Genomic DNA, 23,037 nt, shown 5'->3' with positions numbered 1-23,037 from the left:
TTTGTAATAATCTGTTACATATATCATGGCTGGTGAAATCGTCGGGACTGTGAAATGTTATCTAGCGTTAAATTTCTTCATTTGAAAAATGGCAGATTTTTACACTGTTTAATCAGGGTAAAAACCGCAATGTGGCGATATGTTCTGCTATTTGCGCTTGAATCCAGTGATATAGGCCATTATCTGAAAAATAGCCAGTGTAATGTTTTGTTTAGAAACTGTTCAGTTAGGTCATCTGATTGTCACTTTAACTAAAAAATAAATATTTTTTAACATTGTGTTATCTGGATGATCTGGATCACGTATAGATAGAAATTTCTTTTACTAAAAAAACGATTAACCTGCTCAGGTGTTAATTAACAAGAATATTGCATTAGATATGCGCGGTTGAACGGCATCATTGTCGGGAAAATAAACTCAGGGGAGTGCATAACTAATCGTTATGTTAGCGAGGGGCAAGCAGTATGCCCCGGCAGCATCAGATATCGACTTTCTCTTTGAATTCGCAAAGATCTTCGATAATACAGGAACCGCAGCGCGGCTTTCTGGCTATGCAGGTATAGCGACCATGAAGAATTAACCAGTGATGGCAATCGACTTTAAATTCACTGGGTACGACTTTCAGCAGCTTCTCTTCAACCTGCTCAACGTTTTTACCCGGGGCGAACTGGGTACGATTACAAACGCGAAAAATATGGGTGTCTACGGCAATAGTGGGCCAGCCAAAGGCGGTATTTAACACCACATTAGCCGTCTTTCGCCCAACCCCGGGCAGGGCTTCTAATGCGGCCCGGTCTTCAGGCACTTCACCATTATGTTGCTCCAGCAGAATGCGGCAGGTTTTAATCACGTTCTCCGCTTTGCTGTTAAACAAACCGATTGTCTTGATGTGGGACTTAACCCCTTCAACGCCTAGCTCCAGCATCGCGGCTGGCGTATTGGCGATGGGGTAGAGCTTAGCCGTCGCTTTATTGACGCTGACATCGGTGGCCTGCGCGGAGAGCAAGACTGAAATCAGCAGTTCGAACGGCGATGTAAAATTTAGCTCGGTTGTCGGATGCGGATTGTTCTCACGCAGGCGCGTCAGTATTTCCAGCCGTTTTGCTTTGTTCATTACACATTCCCTGTTTCACCAGCCGGACTGTCCGTGACAGCCGCCTCGGCACGACGTTTCTTCATTTTCTCATCAATCAGATACTTAACAGCCAGCATCAGACCCAGGCCAATAAACGCGCCTGGTGGCAGCATGGCCAGCAGAAACGGCGTATCGGTATGAAAGATCTCAACGCGCAATACTTTGGCCCAGCTACCCAACAAACCGTCTGCGCCATCAAAGAGTGTACCGTTACCAATTATTTCACGTAGCGAGCCCAGAACAAACATGGCACCAGTTGCGCCCATGCCGATGGAAAAGCCATCGAGTGCGGATAGCGCAGGGCCTTTTTTGGCTGCGAAAGCTTCAGCGCGGCCAACAACAATACAGTTGGTCACAATCAGTGGGATAAAGATGCCCAGAGACTGATACAGGCCAAAAGCGTAGGCATTGATCAACATTTGCACCGCGCTCACCACGGAGGCGATGATCATGACATAAATCGGAATACGAATTTCAGGCGGTGTCCAGCGACGAAGGGCTGAAATCGTAAGGTTCGTCAGCGTCAGGACGAGCGTAGTCGCGAGTCCCAGGCCCAGCGCGTTAGTGGCGGTCGAGGTAACGGCCAACAGCGGACACATCCCGAGTAACTGCACAAGCGCGGAGTTATTTTTCCATAACCCTTGGACAATAACGTCTTTAATTTCGCTCATGGTTTATTCTCCACAGGCGCTAAGTTGAGGAAGTTGCGCGGGCAGCGTCTGCGCATACAAACCGGCGCGTTTTACTGCATTAACTACCGCACGCGGCGTAATGGTTGCGCCAGTAAACTGGTCAAAGTCGCCGCCGTCTTTTTTCACCGCCCAGTGAGCGTCGTTACCCGCAGCGATCGTTTTGCCGCTAAAGTGGGTGATCCAGTCGGACAGTCGCAGTTCGATTTTATCACCCAGCCCTGGCGTTTCATGATGTTCGGTCACCCGCGTACCCAACACGGTACCCGAAAAATCGACACCAACCAGCAGTTGAATAGCCCCGGAATAACCATCTGGCGCTGTAGCTTCAAGAATTGCTGCAACAGGACGATCGTCCTGGCGGGCAATATACACTCGGTGAGTGCCTTTGCCCAACGCCTGCGCATCGACCAGATAACAACTTTCGGACAAGTTATTATTGTAGCGATCGCCTGGCAGAACCTGATCGAACAGCGTTTTTTGCTGCAGCGCGGCTTGTTCATCAATGGTGGACTTGGTTAATTGATTGATTGCCGCGGTTAACCCCGTCGAGCCCGCTGCAAACAGCGCCAGAGTAATACCGTGTTTACGAATCGTTTTCAGCATAGGGAGTCCTTAGCGATGTCCGTACACGCGAGGGCGGGTGTAATAATCAATCAGGGGAACCGTGATATTTGCCAGCAATACGGCAAAAGCCACGCCATCAGGATAACCGCCAAAACTGCGAATCAACCACACTAACAGGCCCGCAAGTGCGCCAAAAATCAGGCGACCACGGTTGGTAGTTGATGCTGTAACGGGATCGGTAAGAATAAAGAATGCACCCAGCATGGTCGCGCCGGAAAGTAGGTGCAACTGGGGCGATGCCAGCGAATCTGGCGAGAAAATCCAGCCTAAAGTGGCACAAACGGCGAGCGACAGCAGGAAGCTAACCGGGATATGCCAGCGAATCGCTTTCTGCCATAGCAACACGACGCCGCCCACCAGCCAGGCAAGGTTAACCCACTGCCAGCCAGCGCCTGCAAGCATGCCGCTGTAGATTGGGTATTGCATCACCTGCTCAACAGTACGTCCTGCATGCAGCGAAGTCTTAAAGGTATCGAGAGGTGTTGCCTGACTGATACCATCAATACCCATACGCAGCGTGTTCATATCCCCGCCGCTGGCGGTATGTCCGCTAAAGATAACGTTCAGGGCGTCAAAAAAACCAGGCACAGTCGCCGCAATTTCATGCGGCGGCAGCCAGCTTGTCATCTGTACCGGGAATGAGATAAGCAGCACCACGTAACCAATCATGGCGGGGTTAAACGGGTTCTGACCGAGGCCGCCATACAGCTGTTTAGCAATGATAACGGCGAATACCGTGCCTAAAACTACCATCCACCAGGGGGCGAGCGGGGGAATACTCACGGCCAGCAGTAACCCGGTGAGCAATGCGGAGTTGTCTTTTAAAATCGCGACAATGGGTTGTTTGCGCAGTTTAAGCACGCCCGCTTCGGCGGCGATAGCGCTGATGGCGGCCAGAACTATCTGGAACAACGTACCCCAGCCAAAGAACCACAGCTGAGCGGCGATCCCCGGCAATGCAGCCAGTAACACCAGCATCATGATACGCGATGTCTGGCGCTGGTTATGGGTATAAGGGGAGCTTGCTATTCTGAATACCATTTATTCCTCGTTTACAACCTGCTGCTGGGCGGCTTTCTTTGCCTGAGCGCGTGCAATAGCGGCCGCGACGGCGGCTTTACGCGGATCCACCGGTTCGACTGTTTCCGTAACCGTCTGCTGCTCGAGCTTGCGAGCTTTGGCGCGGGCGATAGCCGCTTCCACGGCGGCTTTACGCGGATCCACCGGTTCGGCTGTTTCCGTTACGGTTTCCTGTTCAAGCTTGCGGGCTTTGGCGCGGGCGATAGCCGCTTCCACGGCGGCTTTACGCGGATCCACCGGTTCGGCTGTTTCCGTTACGGTTTCCTGCTCGAGCTTGCGGGCTTTGGCGCGGGCGATAGCCGCTTCCACGGCGGCTTTACGCGGATCCACCGGTTCGGCTGTTTCCGTTACGGTTTCCTGTTCAAGCTTGCGGGCTTTGGCACGAGCGATTGCCGCTTCCACTGCAGCTTTACGCGGGTCGACCTCTGTGCTGTTGCCTCCAGTTTGGGGAGGGTTTTCCATCCGGGTTGCGCGAGCTTGCGCCTTACGCGCCTCGCGTGCGGCAATCACGGCACTATTGTCAGGTTTTTCGCCAGCCTGAATGACTACCGGCTGCATTGCCTGAGCCTGCTTTTCTTTTACGCGAGCCAGCGCGGCGGCAATGGCATCATGATCTTTAGCCGCAGGCTGAACGGCAGCGCTTTTGTGACGTTCAAGACGGGCTGCTTTTTCACGTTCGAGTCGCGCCTGTCGGGCTTCAAATCGCGCTTTCGCTTCAGCGGCACGTTTTTCTTCCTGACTAATGGCATAAATCTCGGCTTTTTCCTGACGGAAATACTGCACCAGTGGAATATTGCTTGGGCATACCCAGGCGCAGGCACCGCATTCAATGCAGTCCGCGATATTGTGCGCTGTTGCTTTGTCGTGCTGTTGCCCTTTACTGAACCAATAAAGCTGTTGCGGCAGGAGATCGGCCGGACAGGCATCGGCGCATGCGCTACAGCGAATGCAGCCTTTCTCTTCCGGCGTTTCTCCCATTTCACTGGCAGAGGGCGCCAGAAGACAGTTGGTTATCTTCACCACCGGTACATCCAGCCACGGCAGCGTAAAGCCCATCAGCGGCCCGCCCATAATTACCATCTGGTCGGCGGAAGGGCAGAAGCCCGCGTCGTTGAGCAGATGACGAACCGGCGTGCCTAAACGCGCCCAGACGTTGCCCGGACGGCTGACGGCTTCGCCGGTCAGCGTCACGACACGCTCGGTAATCGGTTCTCCGTCAATCACCGCACGTTTAATCGCGTAGGCGGTTCCAACGTTTTGCATCAGCACGCCGATATCTGAAGAGCGTCCCCCGTGGGGAACCTGCTTGCCGGTCAGGATTTGCGTTAACTGCTTGGCCCCGCCTGACGGGTACTTGGTGGGGATTACGCGTAAGCTGATATCGTGTGAATCAGCCAGCACCGCGCGCAGCATGGAAATTGCCTGTGGCTTGTTATCTTCAATGCCCAGTAGAATTTCGCGTGGCTGAAGAATATGCGCCAGGATGCGGATACCTTCGACGACCTGCGCCGCGCAGTCCTGCATCAGGCGGTCATCAGCCGTAATGTACGGCTCGCATTCAGCAGCGTTAATGATCAGCGTTTCAATTTTATCTCCGCCGCCCTGCAGCTTAACGCCGGTGGGAAAACCTGCGCCACCCAGTCCGGCGACGCCGAACTGGTGAATACGTGCGATCAGCTCTTCCCGGCTGCGGGAACGGTAATCGGCCCAGCCGTCTCGCTCAATCCAGCGATCTTCGCCATCGGCGTCAATAATAACGCTCAGCTCAGCTAATGCCGATGGATGTGCAGTAGAATGCGGGGCAATAGCAACAACGGTGCCTGACGTTGGCGCATGTACCGGAAGCATTTTACCACGCCCAAGGGTTAACGCCTGACCACGCAGCACGGTGTCGCCTACGTTTACGCACAGCTCACCCTCCGCGCCAATATGTTGTTTCAGCGGAATAACAAAGCGTGGCGCCAGCGGAACCTGTCGCAGCGGCGTACCGTTCGACTGGGTCTTCATTTCTGGTGGATGAATGCCGCCATCAAAGTCCCAGATTTTGTTTTTTCTGAATGCAGAGAATAACTTAAACATGTTGTTCCACGGGAATGATGCGCACAGGGATGGTGTTTAAATCCCATTTCCAGCTATCAGGTGTCTCGGCCACCGGGCGTAATTCGATACATTGCGTCGGGCACGGGTCAACGCACAGGTTGCACCCGGTGCAGAGATCGCTCATCACCGTGTGCATGGCGCGGGTCGCGCCCACGATCGCATCAACCGGGCAGGCCTGAATGCACTTTGTACAACCGATACAGTTATTTTCATCAATGACCGCCAGCATACGCACGGGGGTAACATCGTGTTCATCACCATCAATCGGCTGCGGGTCGACGTTCAGCAGGGCGGCAATTTTTAACATCACCGCTTCGCCTCCGGGTGCGCAACGGTTGATTTTTTCGCCCTGAGAGCCGATCGCTTCAGCGTAAGGATGACAGCCCGGATAGCCGCATTGTCCACACTGGCTTTGCGGGAGAATTTCATCAATTTTCTCCACGACAGGATCATCTTCGACGGCAAAACGTCGTGAGGCGTAACCCAAAATAGCGCCGAACGCCAGACCCAGTAGACTCACTGCGGCAACGGCAATCCAGATAGCATTCATTACAACTTCACCAAACCACTAAAGCCCATAAAGGCCAATGACATTAAACCAGCGGTAATCAGCGCAATCGCATTACCGCGAAACGGAGCAGGCACGTCCGCCACGGCGAGGCGTTCGCGGATGGCGGCGAACAGTACCATCACCAGCGAGAAGCCGACGGCGGCGGAAAAACCGTATAGCGCCGACTGTAAAAAGTTATGACCGAGATTGATATTCAGTAACGCCACGCCTAATACCGCGCAGTTAGTGGTGATCAGCGGTAGGAAGATCCCCAACAGGCGGTAAAGTGCAGGGCTGGTTTTGCGTACAACCATCTCGGTAAATTGCACGACGACGGCGATGACCAGAATAAAAGCCAACGTGCGCAGATAGATGAGATTGAGTGGAATGAGGATCCAGGTGTCAATCAGCCATGCGCAGATGGATGCCAGTGTCATGACAAACGTCGTGGCAAGGCCCATACCCATTGCGGTTTCCAGTTTTTTGGAAACGCCCATAAACGGGCAGAGCCCCAGAAACTTGACCAGTACAAAGTTATTGACCAGTACAGTTCCGACAAACAGCAGCAGGTAATCAGTCATTTTTCGGCCTGAAATAAAAAAGCCGCCTATTATCTGACAATCTACAACAGGCGACAACAGGTTAACTGTAGGGTTATTACGGATTCACAAACGTCGATTTAACGCGTTGCGAGCGTTTGAAATAGGGCACCAGCAGTGCTGCAGCCAGCAATGGGAACAGCAGTTGGCGCACGGCAAAGGCGTCCGGAACCGGTGAAAACGCAAACGCTTTAATCGCCAGTAACACGGAGATCAGCAGCCATAGAATATAATGCTTAGGCACACAGGCTCTGCGTTTGAAAAACGCAATCGTCAGCCACAGCGTGTAATACCACATGGCAATCGCGGTAATAAAAGAGACGCCCCATAACAGCAAATTTGCCGTACTTTGCGCACCCAGCGTTTGGAAGGTTTGCGGTGTAGCCAGCGCAGTGACATAAAGTAATAACGCCAGCGAAGCGCTCAACAATGCGACTAACAGCCAGGCCAGTGGCCCAAGTAGCCAGCCCCCGATACGTTGTGCCGGTGTGGTAGTCATCTCTTCTCCAGGTTTACGCGCGCAATCAAACATGCCATTCATTTTGGGGCAATTATTATAAAGCTTTTAACGTTGAGCGCTACTTTCTTCTTTATTGCACGTAATGCCAGACTGATTTGGGTACCTGACCAACATCAAACAGACGACCTCCTGAGATAAGCTCCGCACGGCGATGGTCTGCAGCGCGATACATATTGATAATGTCGCTATCGTCGGTGAGCGTGTAGTTAAGATGGTCGAACAGTTTTTCCAGACTTTCGAGTGAACTGATTTTGCGGAATTTTAATAAGTAATCCTGAACAGTCATAAATGGAAATCCATATTAATAAAATAATACCAACGGAGTAGTAAATATAAATAATAAACAACATGCACAGGTAAAAGCGGATTGACGCGCAAATGTGAGAAGAGTGTTCATACCTGTGGAAAAGCAGGCGCTATGCGCACCTGCGGTAAGGGTAACGCGCTTCGCTACAGCAGGCAATATGCACCGGAGTGGGATGCGGCATTATTCTCTTTTTTTGACAAAATTCGATCTTTTGCAGCCAACCCCTGCCGTTACTCGATGTTAATTGCCGGGTTATAAGGGACTGCAGATGCTTATTTCTTCTGCACAGCAGCAACGGGCTCCGGTGGCTGGTAATTGTCAATATGATTGGCAACACCCAGCAGGATCACAGAGACGGTGAGAACAATCCAACCTGCTAATTCAATAAGACGATTCATTACTGATGACATTTGCTTTGATTTATCCATAAACACAGGCTGCAAATGTTACTAATCTCTCAATAATACAGCAAGATAATTGGGAACGATTTCTCCCTCTTTTTCGCTGCAAGTTAAGCATAAGTGGCATATGTTTGACTTAAGTTAATAAACAACCTTTGTAGCGCAATGGTTATTAAACTATTGAGACGTTGCAGGGTATGGTGTGAAATAGGTCAGTCCTGAATTGAGAGGCTATAACATGAGTGACAACATCCGCGTTGGGCTAATTGGCTATGGTTACGCCAGTAAAACCTTCCATGCCCCCCTGATTGTGGGCACACCGGGCCTCGAACTGGCTGCGGTTTCCAGTAGTGATGAAGCAAAAGTGAAGGCAGACTGGCCAACGGTGGCGGTTGTTGCTGAGCCTAAACACCTTTTTAACGATCCGAATATCGACCTGATTGTGATCCCCACGCCTAATGACACTCACTTCCCGTTAGCGAAGGCTGCACTGGAAGCGGGCAAGCATGTGGTTGTTGATAAGCCTTTTACCGTGACACTGTCACAAGCACGCGAACTGGATGCGTTGGCGCGTAGCCTTGGCCGCGTGCTGTCCGTTTTCCATAACCGCCGCTGGGACAGTGATTTTCTGACGTTGAAAGCCCTGCTGGCGGATGGCGTTTTGGGAGAGGTGGCGTATTTCGAATCCCATTTCGATCGATTCCGCCCCCAGGTTCGTGACCGCTGGCGTGAACAGGGGGGGCCGGGAAGCGGCATCTGGTATGATTTAGCACCGCATCTTCTGGATCAGGCGATTAACCTGTTTGGTTTGCCCGTCAGCATGACGGTAGACCTGGCTCAGCTCCGCCCAGGTGCGCAAGCGACGGATTACTTCCATGCCATCCTGACTTATCCGCAGCGTCGTGTGATTCTGCACGGCACCATGCTCGCTGCCGCTGAGTCGGCCCGTTATATCGTGCACGGATCGCGTGGCAGCTATGTGAAGTATGGTCTTGACCCGCAGGAAGAGCGCCTGAAAAATGGCGAGCGACTGCCTCAGGAAGACTGGGGTTATGACATGCGCGATGGCGTGTTGACGCGAATAGAAGGCGAAGAGCAGGTTGAAGAGACCTGGCTGACTGTACCGGGTAATTACCCGGCGTACTATGCTGGCATTCGTGATGCGCTAAATGGTCATGGTGAAAACCCGGTACCGGCGAGACAAGCTATTCAAATCATGGAGCTGATTGAGCTGGGTCTTGAATCGGCGAAACATCGCTCGACGTTGTGCCTTGCCTGATTAGGCAAATGCCGGATGGCGATGCTCAGCATCGCATCCGGCACTTTAACCGTCACGCTGCGGCGACTTTCTCGCGCAGGGCACGTTTTTCTTCGTTACTCAGAAATGCCATTTCCAGGCCGTTGATTTGCGCCTGACGGATCTGTTCGCGCGTGAGTCCTGCCGCTGGCGCGGCAATGGTGTACTCGTGAATAATATCCACACCCTGTACCGCCGGATCGTCCGTATTCAAACTGGCTAAAACGCCATGCTCAAGGAATGTTTTCAGCGGGTGGGTTGCCAGAGAGGCGACGGTGCTGGTCTGAATGTTCGATGTCAGGCAGGATTCGATGCCGATACGGTGTTCGGCGAGGTAATCCATCAACGCACGATCTTCAACGGCTTTTACGCCGTGACCAATACGTTCTGCGCCCAGCTCTTTAATGGCCTGCCAGATACTTTCTGGTCCCGCGGCTTCGCCCGCATGTACGGTAATACGCCAGCCGGCGTCGCGCGCCTGATTGAAATGCGACAGGAACAGACTGCCCGGGAAACCCAGTTCGTCACCCGCCAGATCCAGCGCCGTAATATGGTCACGGTGGGCTAACAGCGCATCCAGTTCCTGCAGGCAGGCGGTTTCGCCGAAGGTACGGCTCATAATGCCAATTAAGCGAGCTTCGACGCCAAAGGTCTTGCAGCCCTCGCGTACGCCGGCAATGACGGCTTCAACCACGCCCTCAACCGGGAGCTGATGCGCCATCGCCATATAGCCGGGTGAAAAACGTAATTCTACATAGTGCAGGCCGTTACGTGCTGCATCCTCAATATTCTCAAATGCCACGCGGCGACACGCATCCAGCGAGGCCAGTACCTTCACGCCCCAGTCGAGCTTGGATAAAAAGCTCACTAAATCCGGCTCAGTTGATGTGACTTGCACATGAGGGATCAGCGTTTCCAGCGTTTGTGCCGGAAGCGTTAAATTGAACTGACGACCCAGTTCCAGGATCGTTTGGGCACGGATGTTACCATCAAGGTGGCGATGGACGTCGGTCAGGGGGAGGGAAGTATCAATCATGGTCGCACTCGTGTATTTAGGTAAAGTGCGTCGTATTATATGAAAAAATCGGGATAAAAAGCTATGTTGCGCAATGAATAATTTCATTGCGCAAACTTAATTAGCGTACAGAACGGATGGCGTTAATCAGCCCCTGAACGCCTTTTTCAAGCTTGGATCTCGGGCATCCGGCATTGAGACGTACAAAACCGCGACCTTCTTCTCCGTAGGTGTATCCCGGCATGATAGCCACTTTCTGCTGGTGGATGAGAGCATCCTGCAAGGCATGGTCATCAATATTGAGCGGACGCAGGTCAATCCATGCCAGATAAGTGGATTGCGGAATTTGCCAGTTGAGTTCGGGGAATGCGGCATTAAGCTCACGCGCAACGTAATGCAGATTGCTGGCAAGATAATCGCGCAGCGCATCAAGCCAGCTTGCACCCTGTTGGTAAGCGGCAATATGTGCGCTAAGCGCCAGCACCGCAGGCGAGGAAAGACCATCGCGGCCTTTTAACGCGCTGAAGTAATCGTTGCGGCTTTGAGCATCTTCAATGAGTCCGTAAGCCCCGGTTAATGCCGGAATATTAAAACTCTTTGAGCCGGAAGTGAGCAGTGCCCAACTGCCACGCGCGACGTTACTCCACGGGATGTGCGGCCGGTCTGACCATACCATATCCATATGAATCTCATCGGAGATGACTTTTACACCATGGCGCTGACACAGTTCCGCCATGGCTTCCAGCTCGTCGCGCGTCCACACTTTGCCCGTTGGGTTTTGTGGGCTGCAAAGCAGAAGAATTTTGCTTTCAGGTCGAGACAGGGCTTTCTCCAGCGCAACCATGTCGCAAAACCAGCCGTCGGCGCGTTTTTCCAGTCCGACTGCGTGTACCTGGCGCTGATTACCTTCAATCGCTTTGTAAAACGCATCGTAAGCCGGAGTATGGATAACCACCGCATCGCCCACGGATGACCACTGGCGGATCAACTCCGACACCATATAGATGACCGAGGGGCCATATACCAGCGACTGAGGATCTATTTGAGTGTTATGTCGCGAAAGAAACCAATGGCTTATCGCCGCCAGAAACTCATCGTTTTTCCAGCGGCTGTAACCCAACACGCCATGTGACAGGCGCTGAGTCAGCGCCTCCAGAATGCAAGGTGCGGTGGCAAAATCCATATCGGAGATGGTGAATGGCAGCAGGTCGGCTGAACCAAAACGGTCGGCAACGTAATCCCACTGAGTACACCAGGTACCGTGCCTGTCCACAACCTTTGAAAAATCAAACATATTGTTGTCCTTAAGCCTGTACGGTGTTCATCAGAACCGCGATCTCGTCTTTCACTGACTGGACCTGCGGACCGATAACGACCTGAAGGTTATGCTGATTGAGTTGTACTACGCCAATGGCACGATTGTCCTTCAGAGCCTGTACGTTAACAAGCGACATATCTTTCACTGACAAGCGCAGACGGGTGATGCAATTATCCAGGCTGACAATGTTTTCTGCGCCGCCCAGCGCCGCCAGAATAGCAGGGACGTTGTAACCTGATTTACCAGGCGCTCCGGCCATTACTTTTTCGATATTGCTGGCAATTTCGACTTCACGGCCCGGCGTCTTCAAATTGAAACGCGTGATGGCGAAGCGGAAGATCACGTAGTACACCGCAAACCAGATAGCCGCGACAACAGGGACCAGGTACCACTTGGTGGACAATCCGTGCAGGATGCCGAACACCACGAAGTCAATCAGGTTACCGTCAGTGTTACCGATAGTGACGCCAAGCACCGCCATCACGGTGAAGCCAAGACCGGTTAGCAGGGCGTGGATTACATACAGAACCGGAGCGACGAACAGGAATAAGAACTCAAGTGGTTCAGTTGTACCGCCGATGACACAGGCAATCAGGCCAGAAATTAATAACCCTTTAATTTTATGACGATTTTCAGGGCGTGCGCAGTGGTACATGGCTAATGCCGCACCCGGTAAACCGCCGAGGAACGCCGGCATTTTACCCTGGGACAGGAAGCGTGTTGCGCTTTCAGAGAAACCTTGCGTTGTCGGGCAGCTCAGTTGAGCCTGGAAAATAGTCAGTGCGCCGCTCACGCTATGGCCGCAGACTTCCTGTGTGCCGCCAGCTTCGGTGAAGCGAATGAGTGCCACCAGAATATGGTGCAGGCCAAAAGGCAGCAGCAGACGCTCACCGGTGCCAAACAGCATAGGACCAAATTCCCCCGCGCTATTGATGATGTGACCGAGTCCGGTAATGCCCATGGCGAAAACCGGCCAAATCAGGGGAATGACCAGCCCGACCAGTCCCATCACCACCGAGGAGATGATAGGCACAAAGCGCGTACCACCGAAAAACGCTAGCGCATCTGGCAGACGAATGTTGTGGAAGCGTTCATGCAGCATCCAGACAATGATCCCTGCAATAACGGCACCGAGGATCCCGGTGTCGATCGACTGGATCCCCAGAATGTTTTGCACGTTGTTGGCTTTCAGGATCGCCGCATCTGTGGTGGGTAAGATACCTTTGGCGGTTAACCAGAAATTGACGGCGAGGTTCATGACCGCATAACCGACAAAACCGGCAAACGCCGCAACACCTTTGTTCTCGCGCGCCAGGCCCAGAGGAATGGCAATACAGAACATGACTGGCAGGAAGCTAAACGCAAATGAGCCAACTTTACTCATCCAGGTAAAGATGGCCTGCAGCACCGGATTCCCCAACGCCGGGATCAGCGTTAAGACATCATGGCTGCTCAACGAGCTGCCGATCCCCAACATGATCCCGCAAAATGAAAGCAGCGCTACAGGCAGCATAAAGGTTTTGCCCAACTGCTGGAAAAATTCCCATAACGTTATTTTTGGTGTGGTTCTCGCCGTCATCAAACGACTCCTTGTAAAGGCTAGCTGACTAATGATGGCGAGAAGATAAAACGTTTTACCTAATTTTAGTGCGGTATAAATCACATTATCGAACGATAATAGGAGGTATAAATATAAGTGATTGATAAAACGTTTTATCTGTCACGTTATCAGGGAGTTTTCTGTTTTTATGGCTATAGCCAAAAAAATAACCATCCATGATGTTGCGCTGGCTGCGGGGGTTTCGGTCAGCACCGTCTCATTGGTGCTCAGTGGAAAAGGGCGAATTTCATCAGCGACCGGGGAGCGGGTGAATGCTGCTATTGAGCAACTGGGGTTTGTGCGTAACCGCCAGGCATCAGCGCTGCGCGGCGGGCAGAGCGGAGTAGTTGGTTTGATTGTACGCGATCTTTCAACGCCGTTTTACGCCGAGCTGACGGCAGGTCTGACGGAAGCGTTAGAAGCGCAGGGGCGCATGGTCTTCTTACTGCACGGCGGTAAAGATGGGGAGCAGCTGGCGCAGCGTTTCGCGATGTTACTCAACCAAGGGGTAGATGGCGTGGTCATTGCCGGGGCCGCTGGCAGCAGTGATGCGCTGCAACAGTTGGCCGCTGATAAAGGGATCCCGGTGGTATTTGCATCACGCGCCAGCTACATGGATGACGCAGACACCGTCAGGCCCGATAACATGCAGGCTGCACAGTTACTGGTTGAACATCTTATCCGCCACGGACACCAGCGTATTGCCTGGCTGGGCGGGCAGAGTTCTTCATTGACTCGCGCAGAGCGCGTCGGCGGCTATTGTGCAACGTTACTAAAATATGGTTTACCGTTTCATAGCGACTGGGTGCTGGAGTGCTCATCCAGCCAGAAGCAGGCCGCAGAAGAGGTAACGGCGCTGTTACGCCGCAATCCCACGATCAGCGCGGTGGTGTGCTACAACGAAATAATCGCCATAGGCGCCTGGTTTGGCCTGATGAGAGCAGGACGTCAGAGTGGTGAAATTGGTGTCGATCGCTATTTCGAACAGCAAATATCGTTGGCCGGATTCGCTGATGTGGCGGAAAACGCGTTGGACGATATCCCGATTACCTGGGCCTGTTCGCCCGCACGGGAAATGGGATACACCCTTGCTGAACGTATGCTACAACGCATTGCCCACGATGAAGGTCATTCACGCAATCTGACGCTTTCCGCTCGTCTGGTGGCGGCGAAATAAAAAAGCCCGATAAACACTGTTATCGGGCCTGTCACCGACGAGTGATTATTGTTGCGGGATGGCAGGGGCATCCGGCTGTGTAAGAGAAGGCATACCGAACATACCAACAAACTCATCCAGCGGCATTTTTTGTCCGTTCAGCGTCACCTGGCCGTTTGCGTATTGCAGGCTGGTGCCGATAACGTTGTCCTGCAAAGTCGTAATGCGGAACATCTGCCCCATCGCCGCCAGGCCATTAACCTGTTGCTTCGCCAGACCAGCCGCTTCTTCCTGCTGATATCCTTCCAGTTTGGCAATTTGCGTCATGAACTCAGTCGCCATATCGACAGGGATGGTCAGTTTCGCATCCAGCGATTTGACGGAACGATCCACTTCCTGGGCCAGCGTTTGCGGCTCTACCGTGTTTGCGGTCGGATCTTTTAGCAACAGTGACAGATTAAATGTGGTTTCACCTTTTGCATTCTTCCAGCTTAGTGGAGCAATAGTGACAACCGGTTCGCCTTTCATCAGAATCGGTAGCGCATTAAAGAAGGCTTCGGTGACTTTCTGCTGATAAAGCTCAGGATTTTGGACCACATCAATCTGCGCCATCAGCGCTTTGGTTTGGGCGCTGTACTGCTGGCTGAACTGGTGCAGCGCTTCACCGTCAATCTGGCCAACTTTCAACGTCAGCTTACCGCTCCCCATATCCTGGCCCTGCAATTTGAGGCTGTTCAGGGTGTAATCCAACTGGCTGTTGACGGTTTTGCCATCGTTAATCAGATCGGATTTGCCATCGATACCCATGCCTTCCAGCACCGCCAGCTCTTTGCCCTCGACTGAAATCGACAGTTTTTCGAGGGACAATTTCTGATCGCCGATGCGCTCACCAAAGCTTGCAATACTGCTGGAACCTTCAGTTTTCAGGTTATTGAAAGTAACTTGTACTTTCTGATCATACTCATTGACGGCATTAACCAGGCCACTTTGCGCCTCGCCAGTCAGCGACACCGCATTACCATCCTTATCTGCCGTAAACTGGAACTCCCCGCCACTAAAGGCCACTTTTTCGTCGCCTTTCTCGTAGTTCAGCGGTTTGAGGGAGAGATCGGAACGGGTATCCCCACTGTAGCCAATACGGGAATTAATGATGAATGGCGTCTCACCTTTGGCAATATCAAACAGCGGTTTCGTCACGTCGTTATTGACCAGCGTCGTTTTCACGGAGGCCATTGCCGGAACAAGATTCAGTGATTTCAGCTGAGCCAGCGGGAAAGGACCGTGATCAACGGTTTCATTCAGGACGATGCTTTGTCCCGGTTTCAGCCAGGAATCTGCCTGCCCGGCGACAGGTTTCACCACCAACTGCAGTTGGCTATTGAACACGCCGCGCTGGTAGTTTTGATAACTCAGTTCAATGCCCGCCTCCGGGGAGTAGCGTTTTAACTGATCGTTTGCCTGCGTCACCATCTCGGCGAGATGCGTTTCGAGTTTCTTTCCTGTGTACCAGGCGCCGCCCGTCCAGACGATACCCAGTGCAACCACCACACCCGCAGCTACCAGCGATTTTTTCATTTTGATATCCATAAAATAAAACCAGGCGTTTGAAGACGCCTGGAGGAGTGACATGTCTTTAACTCACTACAGCTTAGCAAGAGTTGTTAAAAATATCAGTATCTTGCTACAGCTTGTTATAAACCCGAGCTAAACGGCCCGTGCCGCTGACGTTTACCGGCGATTCATTCGCGCTAATAAAGGCCGACTCACCCGGCTGCAGCACCAGACGCTGCTCGCCCTTGCTCAGCACGGCTTCACCTTCGATGCAGAACAAAATGGCCGCACTTTGCTGGCTGATATCTGCGCCATTGGCGGTCAGTTCATGCAAGGAGAACGCGAAATCGTCGACCGGAATGGGGAAGTCCAGTTCGCTGTCAGTCTTAACTGGCGTGGTCAGCAGTTGATTGGCTGGCTTGGCGACAAACTTAACGTTGGCGACCAGCTCCGGGATATCAATGTATTTTGGCGTCAGTCCGGCGCGCAGCACGTTGTCCGAGTTAGCCATTACCTCCAGCGCCACACCTTGCAGGTAGGCGTGTGGAGTTTCGGCAAATAAGAACATCGCTTCGCCAGGATTGAGCTTCACCACATTGAGCAGCAGCGGGGAGAAGAGCCCGCTGTCATTCGGATAGAAATCGGCGATCAGGCGAATGGTTTGCCACGGTTCACCCTGCTGGCTGTTCAGCGCCGATTTCAGGATCGCCAGCGCATGGGATTTCTCCTCATCCTGCATATTCAGCAAGCTGGCGAAAAGATAGCTCAGACGTTCCGCGCTCGGTTCCTGCAGGAAATGCGCAATAGCCGGATGCGCGGCGGACACCGGTTGTAACAATGCGACAATGTCTGAGAACTCGCGGAATGCGTTCATCGCCAGGAACGGCGTCAAAGCAAAAACCAGTTCCGGTTTGTGGTTAGGATCTTTGTAATTGCGCTCTGCGGCATCCATCGGGATCCCCGCCGCGATTTCTTTGGCAAATCCGATTTCAGAGTTGTGCTTGTTAGGATGAACCTGAATCGAAAGAGGTTGCGCGGCGCACAGCACTTTAAACAGGAAAGGCAGTTCACCAAAGCGTTTCGCAACAGCATCGCCTAACAGTGCGGATTTATCGTGTTCGATGACATCACGCAGAGCGACCGTCTGGCCGTTAGCGTCCAGAACCTGCGAACTGCTTTTCGGATGCGCGCCCATCCACAGCTCAGCCATCGGTTGCTGAGTGGGGTTGGCAATCCCATAAAGTTCCGTTAACGCAGTTTTACTTCCCCAGGCGTAGTTCTGCACTGAGTTGATGAGTTTTTGCATTCTCAAGCCCTGTTTCAATGTGGAATTTTCTACGGCTATTAAACCAAGAAACCCTGAGCGAAGTAACCTGCACATGTAAAAAGTCGTACTTGTCTCAGTTTTTGTTAAAAAATTGTGTAGGATATGGTGACTCGCTTTTAATACCCTGAGTAATTCCGGTTGCAGAAAGCCTTTCCTTCTACAACCCGACCTGCGGCAGGGAAGCAGGGCAATGGAACATCTGCCCAGAGAATAACCAGACCGAGCAGTAAGTGAGAGCACAATGTCAAACAAACCCTTTCATTATCAGCATCCTTTCCCCCTCAAAAAGGATGATACCGAATACTATCTGCTGACCAGCGACCATGTCTCCGTTGCCGAATTTGAAGGGCAGGAGATCGTTAAAGTCGCGCCGCAAGCCTTAACGCTGCTGGCTCGTCAGGCCTTCCATGATGCATCGTTTATGCTGCGTCCTGCGCATCAACAGCAGGTGGCCGACATTCTGCGTGACCCGGAGGCCAGCGAAAACGACAAATATGTGGCCCTGCAATTCCTGCGTAACTCTGATATTGCGGCAAAAGGTATTTTGCCGACCTGTCAGGACACCGGCACCGCGATTATCGTGGGTAAAAAAGGTCAGCGCGTCTGGACTGGCGGCGGGGATGAAGCTGCGCTGGCGCGCGGTGTGTATAACACCTACATCGAAGACAACCTGCGCTATTCACAAAACGCCGCGCTGGATATGTATAAAGAGGTGAACACCGGTACCAACCTGCCGGCACAGATAGATTTGTATACCGTCGATGGCGATGAATACAAATTCCTGTGTATTGCTAAAGGCGGTGGTTCGGCGAACAAAACCTATCTGTACCAGGAGACCAAAGCGCTGCTTACGCCGGGCAAATTAAAAAATTACCTGGTTGAGAAAATGCGAACGCTGGGAACAGCGGCCTGTCCGCCGTATCACATTGCGTTTGTGATCGGTGGAACGTCAGCGGAAGCCACGCTGAAAACGGTGAAACTGGCGTCGGCTAAATATTACGATGAGCTGCCGACCGAAGGTAACGAACATGGTCAGGCATTCCGCGATGTGGAGCTGGAAAAAGAGCTGCTGATTGAGGCACAGAATTTGGGGCTGGGCGCGCAGTTCGGCGGGAAGTATTTCGCTCATGATATCCGCGTGATCCGCCTGCCGCGTCACGGTGCGTCGTGTCCGGTTGGTATGGGCGTTTCTTGCTCAGCCGATCGAAATATCAAAGCTAAGATCAACCGTGAAGGTATCTGGATCGAAAAACTGGAGCATAATCCAGGCAAATATATACCAGAAGAGTTGCGCCAGGCGGGAGAAGGCGAAGCGGTACGCGTTGACCTCAATCGTCCGATGAAAGAGATCCTGGCTCAGCTGTCGCAGTACCCGGTTTCTACACGTCTGTCGCTTAACGGTACTATCATTGTTGGCCGTGATATTGCGCATGCGAAACTGAAAGAACGGCTGGATAACGGCGAAAGTTTGCCGCAGTATGTTAAAGATCATCCGATCTATTACGCTGGCCCGGCAAAAACGCCGGAAGGCTATGCCTCTGGTTCGCTTGGACCAACCACGGCAGGGCGTATGGATTCGTATGTTGACCAGCTTCAGTCCGCAGGTGGCAGCATGATCATGCTGGCAAAAGGCAACCGCAGCCAGCAGGTGACCGATGCCTGTCATAAGCATGGCGGCTTCTACTTAGGCAGCATCGGCGGCCCGGCAGCGGTGCTGGCCCAGGGCAGTATCAAGAGTCTGGAGTGTGTGGAATACCCTGAACTGGGGATGGAAGCCATCTGGAAAATTGAAGTGGAAGATTTCCCTGCGTTTATCCTGGTGGATGACAAAGGCAACGATTTCTTCAAGCAGATTCAGACGTCGCAGTGCGCACGCTGCGTTAAGTAACGTCAGCCGCCCTTCGGGGCGGTTTTTTTTACCGCACGAACCACCAAACGACAGATTAATCCTCGTTAATACTCATAAGACCAATGCAAATGGGCAATGTCGAAACATAACCTAATCAATTGTTAATGTAAGGAGCAGGTAATGGTAACGGTACGCCGCGAGAATGATTCAATGGGGGCGATTGATGTTCCAGCCGATAAGCTTTGGGGCGCGCAAACCCAACGTTCGCTGGAGCATTTTCGTATCTCTACGGAGAAAATGCCGGTCTCGCTGATCCATGCGCTGGCGCTGACGAAACGCGCCGCAGCAAAGGTTAACCAGGATCTCGGGCTACTGGCGGAGGATAAAGCCAGGGCTATTATGCAGGCCGCAGATGAGGTGTTGGCGGATAAACACCGCGATGAGTTTCCGCTGGCCATCTGGCAAACCGGGTCAGGTACGCAAAGCAATATGAACATGAACGAGGTGCTGGCAAACCGGGCCAGCGAGTTGCTGGGCGGCGTGCGGGGGATGGAACGGAAAGTTCACCCCAACGATGATGTCAATAAAAGCCAAAGCTCGAATGATGTGTTCCCGACCGCAATGCACGTTGCCGCGCTGCTGGCGCTGCGTAACTCACTGATCCCGCAGTTAAATGTCTTAACCAAAACGCTCAGTGATAAATCACACGCTTTCGCGGATATCGTCAAAATTGGTCGTACACATCTGCAAGATGCAACCCCGCTTACGCTTGGGCAGGAGATTTCCGGCTGGGTGGCAATGCTCGAACATAACCTCAGACACATTGAAAACAGCTTACCCCACGTGGCGGAGCTGGCGCTGGGGGGAACCGCGGTAGGGACCGGACTGAACACACATCCGGAATATGCCCGTCGGGTCGCGGATGAATTGCGGGACATTACCTGTGCGCCGTTCGTTACCGCACCGAATAAATTTGAAGCGCTAGCCACCTGCGATGCTCTGGTTCACGCCCACGGCGCGCTAAAAGGGCTGGCGGCATCGCTGATGAAAATCGCCAACGATGTGCGCTGGCTGGCATCCGGTCCACGTTGCGGGATTGGTGAAATTTCGATTCCAGAAAATGAACCGGGCAGCTCCATTATGCCGGGTAAGGTCAATCCTACCCAGTGTGAAGCGCTGACCATGCTTTGCTGTCAGGTAATGGGCAACGATGTCGCCATCAACATGGGCGGAGCGTCAGGTAATTTTGAGCTCAACGTTTACCGACCAATGGTCATCCACAATTTCCTGCAGTCGGTGCGTCTGCTGGCTGACGGTATGGAAAGCTTTAACGAGCACTGCGCGACAGGAATCGAGCCTAATCGTGAACGAATCGATCAACTGCTCAACGAGTCGCTAATGCTGGTGACCGCGCTCAATACCCATATCGGTTATGATAAAGCCGCTGAAATTGCCAAAAAGGCGCACAAAGAGGGGCTGACGTTAAAAGCCTCCGCCCTGGCGCTGGGGTATCTAACCGAAGCGGAGTTTGACAGCTGGGTACGCCCGGAACTGATGGTTGGCAGTATGCGGTCAGGCAGTTAATCCGCAACGTACAGGTGCAGCCGGGGAATAATCAATCTCAACGGCTGCGCCTGAGGTTTAAAACGATGCTGAACATTGTCGGCATCATAATTCAGTAACTCGCCGATATCTGGTACGGTCATGCCGTTTTCATTGTTGAGCAACGCGATCAAGGGCGTCGGGCAGGCATATTGCACCTGCTTTTGTTCTCCTTTGTACCAGACGCGGGCGATGGGCTGCACTTTTACCGGCCGTTTAATCTTCAGGCGCGCCTGCTGGCCCAGAGCGGCGACATCCTGATATTCCCGTTCAAGCTTCGCCTGCCACTCTTCCCGCGTCCAGGGATGTACGCTGCGCGGCGACGTCAGGCTTTTTTCCAGTTGCTGTAGTACTTCATCGCGTTTCAGATTTTTAATAATGTGTTTGTTGGCCCAGCCAAATCGCAGGGTGGCAGGCTCTCTGACAAGGGTGAGCGTACGATAGGCATTCAGCGTAATCAGTCCCGGCAGGTGGCGATGCACCCATTCGAAACGCGCTGCCGGTGCCAGCCCTGATTCCACCGTGACAATGCGCTCGAAGGTGGTTTTTAGCTGGTTAATACGCTGTATTTGCTCTTCCAGAGCGCGCTGAGCTGCGTTATCTACCTGGTAACACAGTACGCCTGGCAGGCGGACGGCCGCTTTGCTGCTACGATTCTCGGACTGTTGCTGGATAAACAGATGACGATAGTGGCGTAGCGCCAGCGTTTCAGCCTCTTTACCTAAATGTTGCTTAACATCAATGTTCTGCAGTGGGGCATGCTCTGCCTCTTTGGCCACTTCCGGTAACGAGAAGACGCGCGCAATCAGCAGCGTCTGCTGCAACAGATTGTCGTTCAGAAGCGCCAGCTCTTGCTCCATCTGGCGGAAGGTGCCGTTCAGGCGGTCGACGAGATCGTAACGGGCCATAGATTTACCATTTTAGTTACAACATACTTTTTTATAGCACAACCTACACCATTTGACCACCGAGCCGAATGGGTCAGGTAGCTGAAATTTCAGGAATGTTATGCCAGACGGGCCAACTGAAACAAAAGCGGGCACCGCCGAGTTCACTTTCATCACAGACGACCGTACCGCCCATAGCCAATGCGATCGAGTGAACAATGGCTAGCCCAAGCCCGCAACCACCGGTCGCCCGGTCACGGCTGGGGTCAAGGCGTACAAACGGTTCAAAAACCTGTTCGCGGGCGTCTGGAGCAATACCGGGACCGTCATCCTCCACAACCAGCGTTGCCTGATTGCCATTCAATAACAGGCTCGCTTGCACCGTAGACTGGCAATAGCGTAGGGCGTTATTCAGTAGATTATCCAGTACGCGCTCCATCAGGCGCATATCCAGCGCGCCGTAGTCGCCAATATTAAGATGGCGTAAGCGCACCGCACGCTCAGGGTTTACGCTTTGCACATCCTCCAGATGGGTTGTCAGCCAAACGGCCAGATCCGGTACGCTGAGCTTCAGTTCATTTTGCGGACGGTCCAGCCGGGCATAGGTCAGTAATTCTTCGATTAACCCTTCCAGTTGGCCAATATCGCGATTCAGCGCCTGGGATTCCTGCGCGGTGAGGTTATCACTCATTTCCAGCCGGTAACGTAAGCGTACCAGTGGGGTACGAAGCTCATGGGCAATGCCATCGATAAGTTGTTTCTTACTGGCGATTAGCGCATTGATATTGTCTGCCATCTGGTTAAACGCGATACCCAATCGCTCAAAGCTGGAACCGCTGTCAAAATGGAGGCGTTCGCCCAGATGTCCTTCCCCAAAACGCTGTGCAGCAGCTTCCAGTCGTAGCATTTCCTGCCAGTGCGGACGCATCCAGATAAGTACCGGAAAGGCCAGCGAGATGGCAATAAACGCCATCAACGCGATGTCCAGCAAGCGCATTTGATGGAGAAAATAGAGATAGGGAAGCGGGCCGACGGCCAGCACGTAATGGCTGCGTGGGATCCGTTGAATAAATGTGTACTGATCGTCAAGCGCCACGATATCGCCTTCGCGCAAACGTTGCATTGTTTGAACGTCCAGCGTGTACTTATTTAGCGGTTCAACGCGCAGGTCAAAGGAGAGGTTCAAATCCATCTCCTTCAGCGTTTTACCCCAGTCACGTGGCGGGATCTCGCGAAGCTCGCTGCGCATCAGGTATAACGAGCTTTTCATTAAATCGTCGAGCGATTGTCTGCCTGCGCGCTCTGCAGTGAATTTATAGACCAGGCCGACCAGCAGGGTCATCACCAGAAAGCAGACAAACAGCAGGAGATAAAACTGTACAAACAGCTTCTTCATAAAAAATCACCGAATACATAATATAATGCTC

Annotated in this window: 21 protein-coding genes; 4 read left to right on the top strand and 17 right to left on the bottom strand. The window is 52.7% G+C overall.

Annotation, left to right across the window (positions count from 1 at the left end; all coding sequences use genetic code 11):
• Positions 1-478: 478 nt before the first annotated feature.
• The 10 genes from nth to blr all read right to left on the bottom strand — a co-directional run bounded on the left by nth (position 479) and on the right by blr (position 8,005).
• Positions 479-1,114 (bottom strand): endonuclease III, encoded by a 636-nt coding sequence (gene nth / locus HV352_RS12030; protein WP_181634766.1) that lies wholly within the window; start codon positions 1,112-1,114, stop codon positions 479-481.
• Positions 1,114-1,806 carry an electron transport complex subunit E gene (locus HV352_RS12025; protein ID WP_016153005.1) on the bottom strand — a complete coding sequence of 231 codons (693 nt, stop codon included), beginning with the start codon at positions 1,804-1,806 and terminating at the stop codon, positions 1,114-1,116. The genes nth and HV352_RS12025 overlap by 1 nt, the downstream gene beginning before the upstream one ends.
• Positions 1,807-1,809: 3 nt before the next feature.
• The gene (gene rsxG, locus HV352_RS12020; protein ID WP_016153006.1) at positions 1,810-2,430 is read right to left on the bottom strand and encodes an electron transport complex subunit RsxG; all 621 of its coding nucleotides are present in this window, start codon (positions 2,428-2,430) and stop codon (positions 1,810-1,812) included.
• A gap of 9 nt (positions 2,431-2,439) precedes the next feature.
• Positions 2,440-3,492, bottom strand: a complete 1,053-nt coding sequence (gene rsxD, locus HV352_RS12015; RefSeq protein ID WP_016156437.1) for an electron transport complex subunit RsxD — start codon at positions 3,490-3,492, stop codon at positions 2,440-2,442.
• Positions 3,493-5,610, bottom strand: a complete 2,118-nt coding sequence (gene rsxC / locus HV352_RS12010; protein WP_181634765.1) for an electron transport complex subunit RsxC — start codon at positions 5,608-5,610, stop codon at positions 3,493-3,495. It abuts the gene before it with no gap.
• Positions 5,603-6,181, bottom strand: a complete 579-nt coding sequence (gene rsxB, locus HV352_RS12005; protein ID WP_006684670.1) for an electron transport complex subunit RsxB — start codon at positions 6,179-6,181, stop codon at positions 5,603-5,605. Before rsxB ends, rsxC begins: the two co-directional genes overlap by 8 nt.
• A complete protein-coding gene (rsxA, locus tag HV352_RS12000; RefSeq protein WP_003029144.1) occupies positions 6,181-6,762 on the bottom strand; it encodes an electron transport complex subunit RsxA in 582 nt (193 codons plus the stop codon). Before rsxA ends, rsxB begins: the two co-directional genes overlap by 1 nt.
• Before the next feature lie 76 nt (positions 6,763-6,838).
• Positions 6,839-7,279 carry a DUF2569 domain-containing protein gene (locus HV352_RS11995; RefSeq protein ID WP_016153009.1) on the bottom strand — a complete coding sequence of 147 codons (441 nt, stop codon included), beginning with the start codon at positions 7,277-7,279 and terminating at the stop codon, positions 6,839-6,841.
• Between the two features lie 91 nt (positions 7,280-7,370).
• Positions 7,371-7,586, bottom strand: coding sequence for a transcription modulator YdgT (gene ydgT, locus HV352_RS11990; RefSeq protein ID WP_003832804.1), 216 nt, complete (start codon positions 7,584-7,586; stop codon positions 7,371-7,373).
• A 293-nt stretch (positions 7,587-7,879) separates the two neighbouring features.
• Positions 7,880-8,005, bottom strand: coding sequence for a division septum protein Blr (blr, locus tag HV352_RS11985; protein ID WP_019076739.1), 126 nt, complete (start codon positions 8,003-8,005; stop codon positions 7,880-7,882).
• 241 nt (positions 8,006-8,246) lie between these two features.
• Here blr and HV352_RS11980 point away from each other — a divergent pair, with 241 nt between their 5' ends.
• Positions 8,247-9,287, top strand: a complete 1,041-nt coding sequence (locus tag HV352_RS11980) for an oxidoreductase (protein WP_016153010.1) — start codon at positions 8,247-8,249, stop codon at positions 9,285-9,287.
• 52 nt (positions 9,288-9,339) lie between these two features.
• Here the strand turns inward: HV352_RS11980 and add are convergent, their stop codons facing one another.
• The 3 genes from add to malX all read right to left on the bottom strand — a co-directional run bounded on the left by add (position 9,340) and on the right by malX (position 13,217).
• Entirely contained in the window at positions 9,340-10,341 is a 1,002-nt protein-coding gene (gene add, locus HV352_RS11975; RefSeq protein WP_181634764.1) for an adenosine deaminase, read from the bottom strand.
• A 100-nt stretch (positions 10,342-10,441) separates the two neighbouring features.
• Positions 10,442-11,614, bottom strand: a complete 1,173-nt coding sequence (locus HV352_RS11970) for a MalY/PatB family protein (protein WP_181634763.1) — start codon at positions 11,612-11,614, stop codon at positions 10,442-10,444.
• A 10-nt stretch (positions 11,615-11,624) separates the two neighbouring features.
• A complete protein-coding gene (gene malX / locus HV352_RS11965; RefSeq protein WP_016153013.1) occupies positions 11,625-13,217 on the bottom strand; it encodes a maltose/glucose-specific PTS transporter subunit IIBC in 1,593 nt (530 codons plus the stop codon).
• 169 nt (positions 13,218-13,386) lie between these two features.
• Here malX and HV352_RS11960 point away from each other — a divergent pair, with 169 nt between their 5' ends.
• A complete protein-coding gene (locus tag HV352_RS11960) occupies positions 13,387-14,415 on the top strand; it encodes a Mal regulon transcriptional regulator MalI (protein ID WP_016153014.1) in 1,029 nt (342 codons plus the stop codon).
• 45 nt (positions 14,416-14,460) lie between these two features.
• On the opposite strand, the gene HV352_RS11955 is transcribed toward HV352_RS11960, so the two are convergent.
• Positions 14,461-15,969 (bottom strand): YdgA family protein, encoded by a 1,509-nt coding sequence (locus tag HV352_RS11955; protein ID WP_029139531.1) that lies wholly within the window; start codon positions 15,967-15,969, stop codon positions 14,461-14,463.
• 106 nt (positions 15,970-16,075) lie between these two features.
• A complete protein-coding gene (manA, locus tag HV352_RS11950) occupies positions 16,076-17,251 on the bottom strand; it encodes a mannose-6-phosphate isomerase (RefSeq protein WP_181634762.1) in 1,176 nt (391 codons plus the stop codon).
• A gap of 262 nt (positions 17,252-17,513) precedes the next feature.
• Here manA and fumB point away from each other — a divergent pair, with 262 nt between their 5' ends.
• On the top strand, positions 17,514-19,160 hold the full coding sequence (fumB, locus tag HV352_RS11945) for a class I fumarate hydratase (RefSeq protein WP_016153017.1): 1,647 nt from the start codon (positions 17,514-17,516) through the stop codon (positions 19,158-19,160).
• Positions 19,161-19,301: 141 nt separating this feature from the next.
• Positions 19,302-20,705, top strand: coding sequence for a class II fumarate hydratase (gene fumC, locus HV352_RS11940; RefSeq protein WP_046276337.1), 1,404 nt, complete (start codon positions 19,302-19,304; stop codon positions 20,703-20,705).
• On the opposite strand, the gene tus is transcribed toward fumC, so the two are convergent.
• Both tus and rstB read right to left on the bottom strand, forming a co-directional pair.
• On the bottom strand, positions 20,702-21,631 hold the full coding sequence (tus, locus tag HV352_RS11935) for a DNA replication terminus site-binding protein (protein ID WP_019076745.1): 930 nt from the start codon (positions 21,629-21,631) through the stop codon (positions 20,702-20,704). The two genes, fumC and tus, sit on opposite strands and share 4 nt — an antisense overlap.
• Positions 21,632-21,704: 73 nt before the next feature.
• Positions 21,705-23,006, bottom strand: coding sequence for a two-component system sensor histidine kinase RstB (rstB, locus tag HV352_RS11930; RefSeq protein WP_181634761.1), 1,302 nt, complete (start codon positions 23,004-23,006; stop codon positions 21,705-21,707).
• Between the last annotated feature and the right edge of the window lie 31 nt (positions 23,007-23,037).

The organism is Citrobacter sp. RHBSTW-01044, from assembly GCF_013781945.1.
Lineage (GTDB): Bacteria > Pseudomonadota > Gammaproteobacteria > Enterobacterales > Enterobacteriaceae > Citrobacter > Citrobacter braakii.
The sequence above is the reverse complement of the archived record's forward strand: the minus strand, read 5'-3'. Positions and strand labels throughout refer to the sequence as shown.

Excerpts from the sequence above, each read along its gene's own strand:
- rsxC (WP_181634765.1), bottom strand. The coding sequence starts at position 5,610 with ATGTTTAAGTTATTCTCTGCATTCAGAAAAAACAAAATCTGGGACTTT.
- rsxD (WP_016156437.1), bottom strand. The coding sequence starts at position 3,492 with ATGGTATTCAGAATAGCAAGCTCCCCTTATACCCATAACCAGCGCCAG.
- rstB (WP_181634761.1), bottom strand. The coding sequence starts at position 23,006 with ATGAAGAAGCTGTTTGTACAGTTTTATCTCCTGCTGTTTGTCTGCTTT.
- HV352_RS11995 (WP_016153009.1), bottom strand. The coding sequence starts at position 7,279 with ATGACTACCACACCGGCACAACGTATCGGGGGCTGGCTACTTGGGCCA.
- HV352_RS11980 (WP_016153010.1), top strand. The coding sequence starts at position 8,247 with ATGAGTGACAACATCCGCGTTGGGCTAATTGGCTATGGTTACGCCAGT.
- nth (WP_181634766.1), bottom strand. The coding sequence starts at position 1,114 with ATGAACAAAGCAAAACGGCTGGAAATACTGACGCGCCTGCGTGAGAAC.
- fumC (WP_046276337.1), top strand. The coding sequence starts at position 19,302 with ATGGTAACGGTACGCCGCGAGAATGATTCAATGGGGGCGATTGATGTT.
- HV352_RS11955 (WP_029139531.1), bottom strand. The coding sequence starts at position 15,969 with ATGAAAAAATCGCTGGTAGCTGCGGGTGTGGTGGTTGCACTGGGTATC.
- manA (WP_181634762.1), bottom strand. The coding sequence starts at position 17,251 with ATGCAAAAACTCATCAACTCAGTGCAGAACTACGCCTGGGGAAGTAAA.
- malX (WP_016153013.1), bottom strand. The coding sequence starts at position 13,217 with ATGACGGCGAGAACCACACCAAAAATAACGTTATGGGAATTTTTCCAG.
- fumB (WP_016153017.1), top strand. The coding sequence starts at position 17,514 with ATGTCAAACAAACCCTTTCATTATCAGCATCCTTTCCCCCTCAAAAAG.
- rsxB (WP_006684670.1), bottom strand. The coding sequence starts at position 6,181 with ATGAATGCTATCTGGATTGCCGTTGCCGCAGTGAGTCTACTGGGTCTG.
- tus (WP_019076745.1), bottom strand. The coding sequence starts at position 21,631 with ATGGCCCGTTACGATCTCGTCGACCGCCTGAACGGCACCTTCCGCCAG.
- HV352_RS11960 (WP_016153014.1), top strand. The coding sequence starts at position 13,387 with ATGGCTATAGCCAAAAAAATAACCATCCATGATGTTGCGCTGGCTGCG.
- rsxG (WP_016153006.1), bottom strand. The coding sequence starts at position 2,430 with ATGCTGAAAACGATTCGTAAACACGGTATTACTCTGGCGCTGTTTGCA.
- rsxA (WP_003029144.1), bottom strand. The coding sequence starts at position 6,762 with ATGACTGATTACCTGCTGCTGTTTGTCGGAACTGTACTGGTCAATAAC.
- HV352_RS11970 (WP_181634763.1), bottom strand. The coding sequence starts at position 11,614 with ATGTTTGATTTTTCAAAGGTTGTGGACAGGCACGGTACCTGGTGTACT.
- blr (WP_019076739.1), bottom strand. The coding sequence starts at position 8,005 with ATGAATCGTCTTATTGAATTAGCAGGTTGGATTGTTCTCACCGTCTCT.
- add (WP_181634764.1), bottom strand. The coding sequence starts at position 10,341 with ATGATTGATACTTCCCTCCCCCTGACCGACGTCCATCGCCACCTTGAT.
- ydgT (WP_003832804.1), bottom strand. The coding sequence starts at position 7,586 with ATGACTGTTCAGGATTACTTATTAAAATTCCGCAAAATCAGTTCACTC.
- HV352_RS12025 (WP_016153005.1), bottom strand. The coding sequence starts at position 1,806 with ATGAGCGAAATTAAAGACGTTATTGTCCAAGGGTTATGGAAAAATAAC.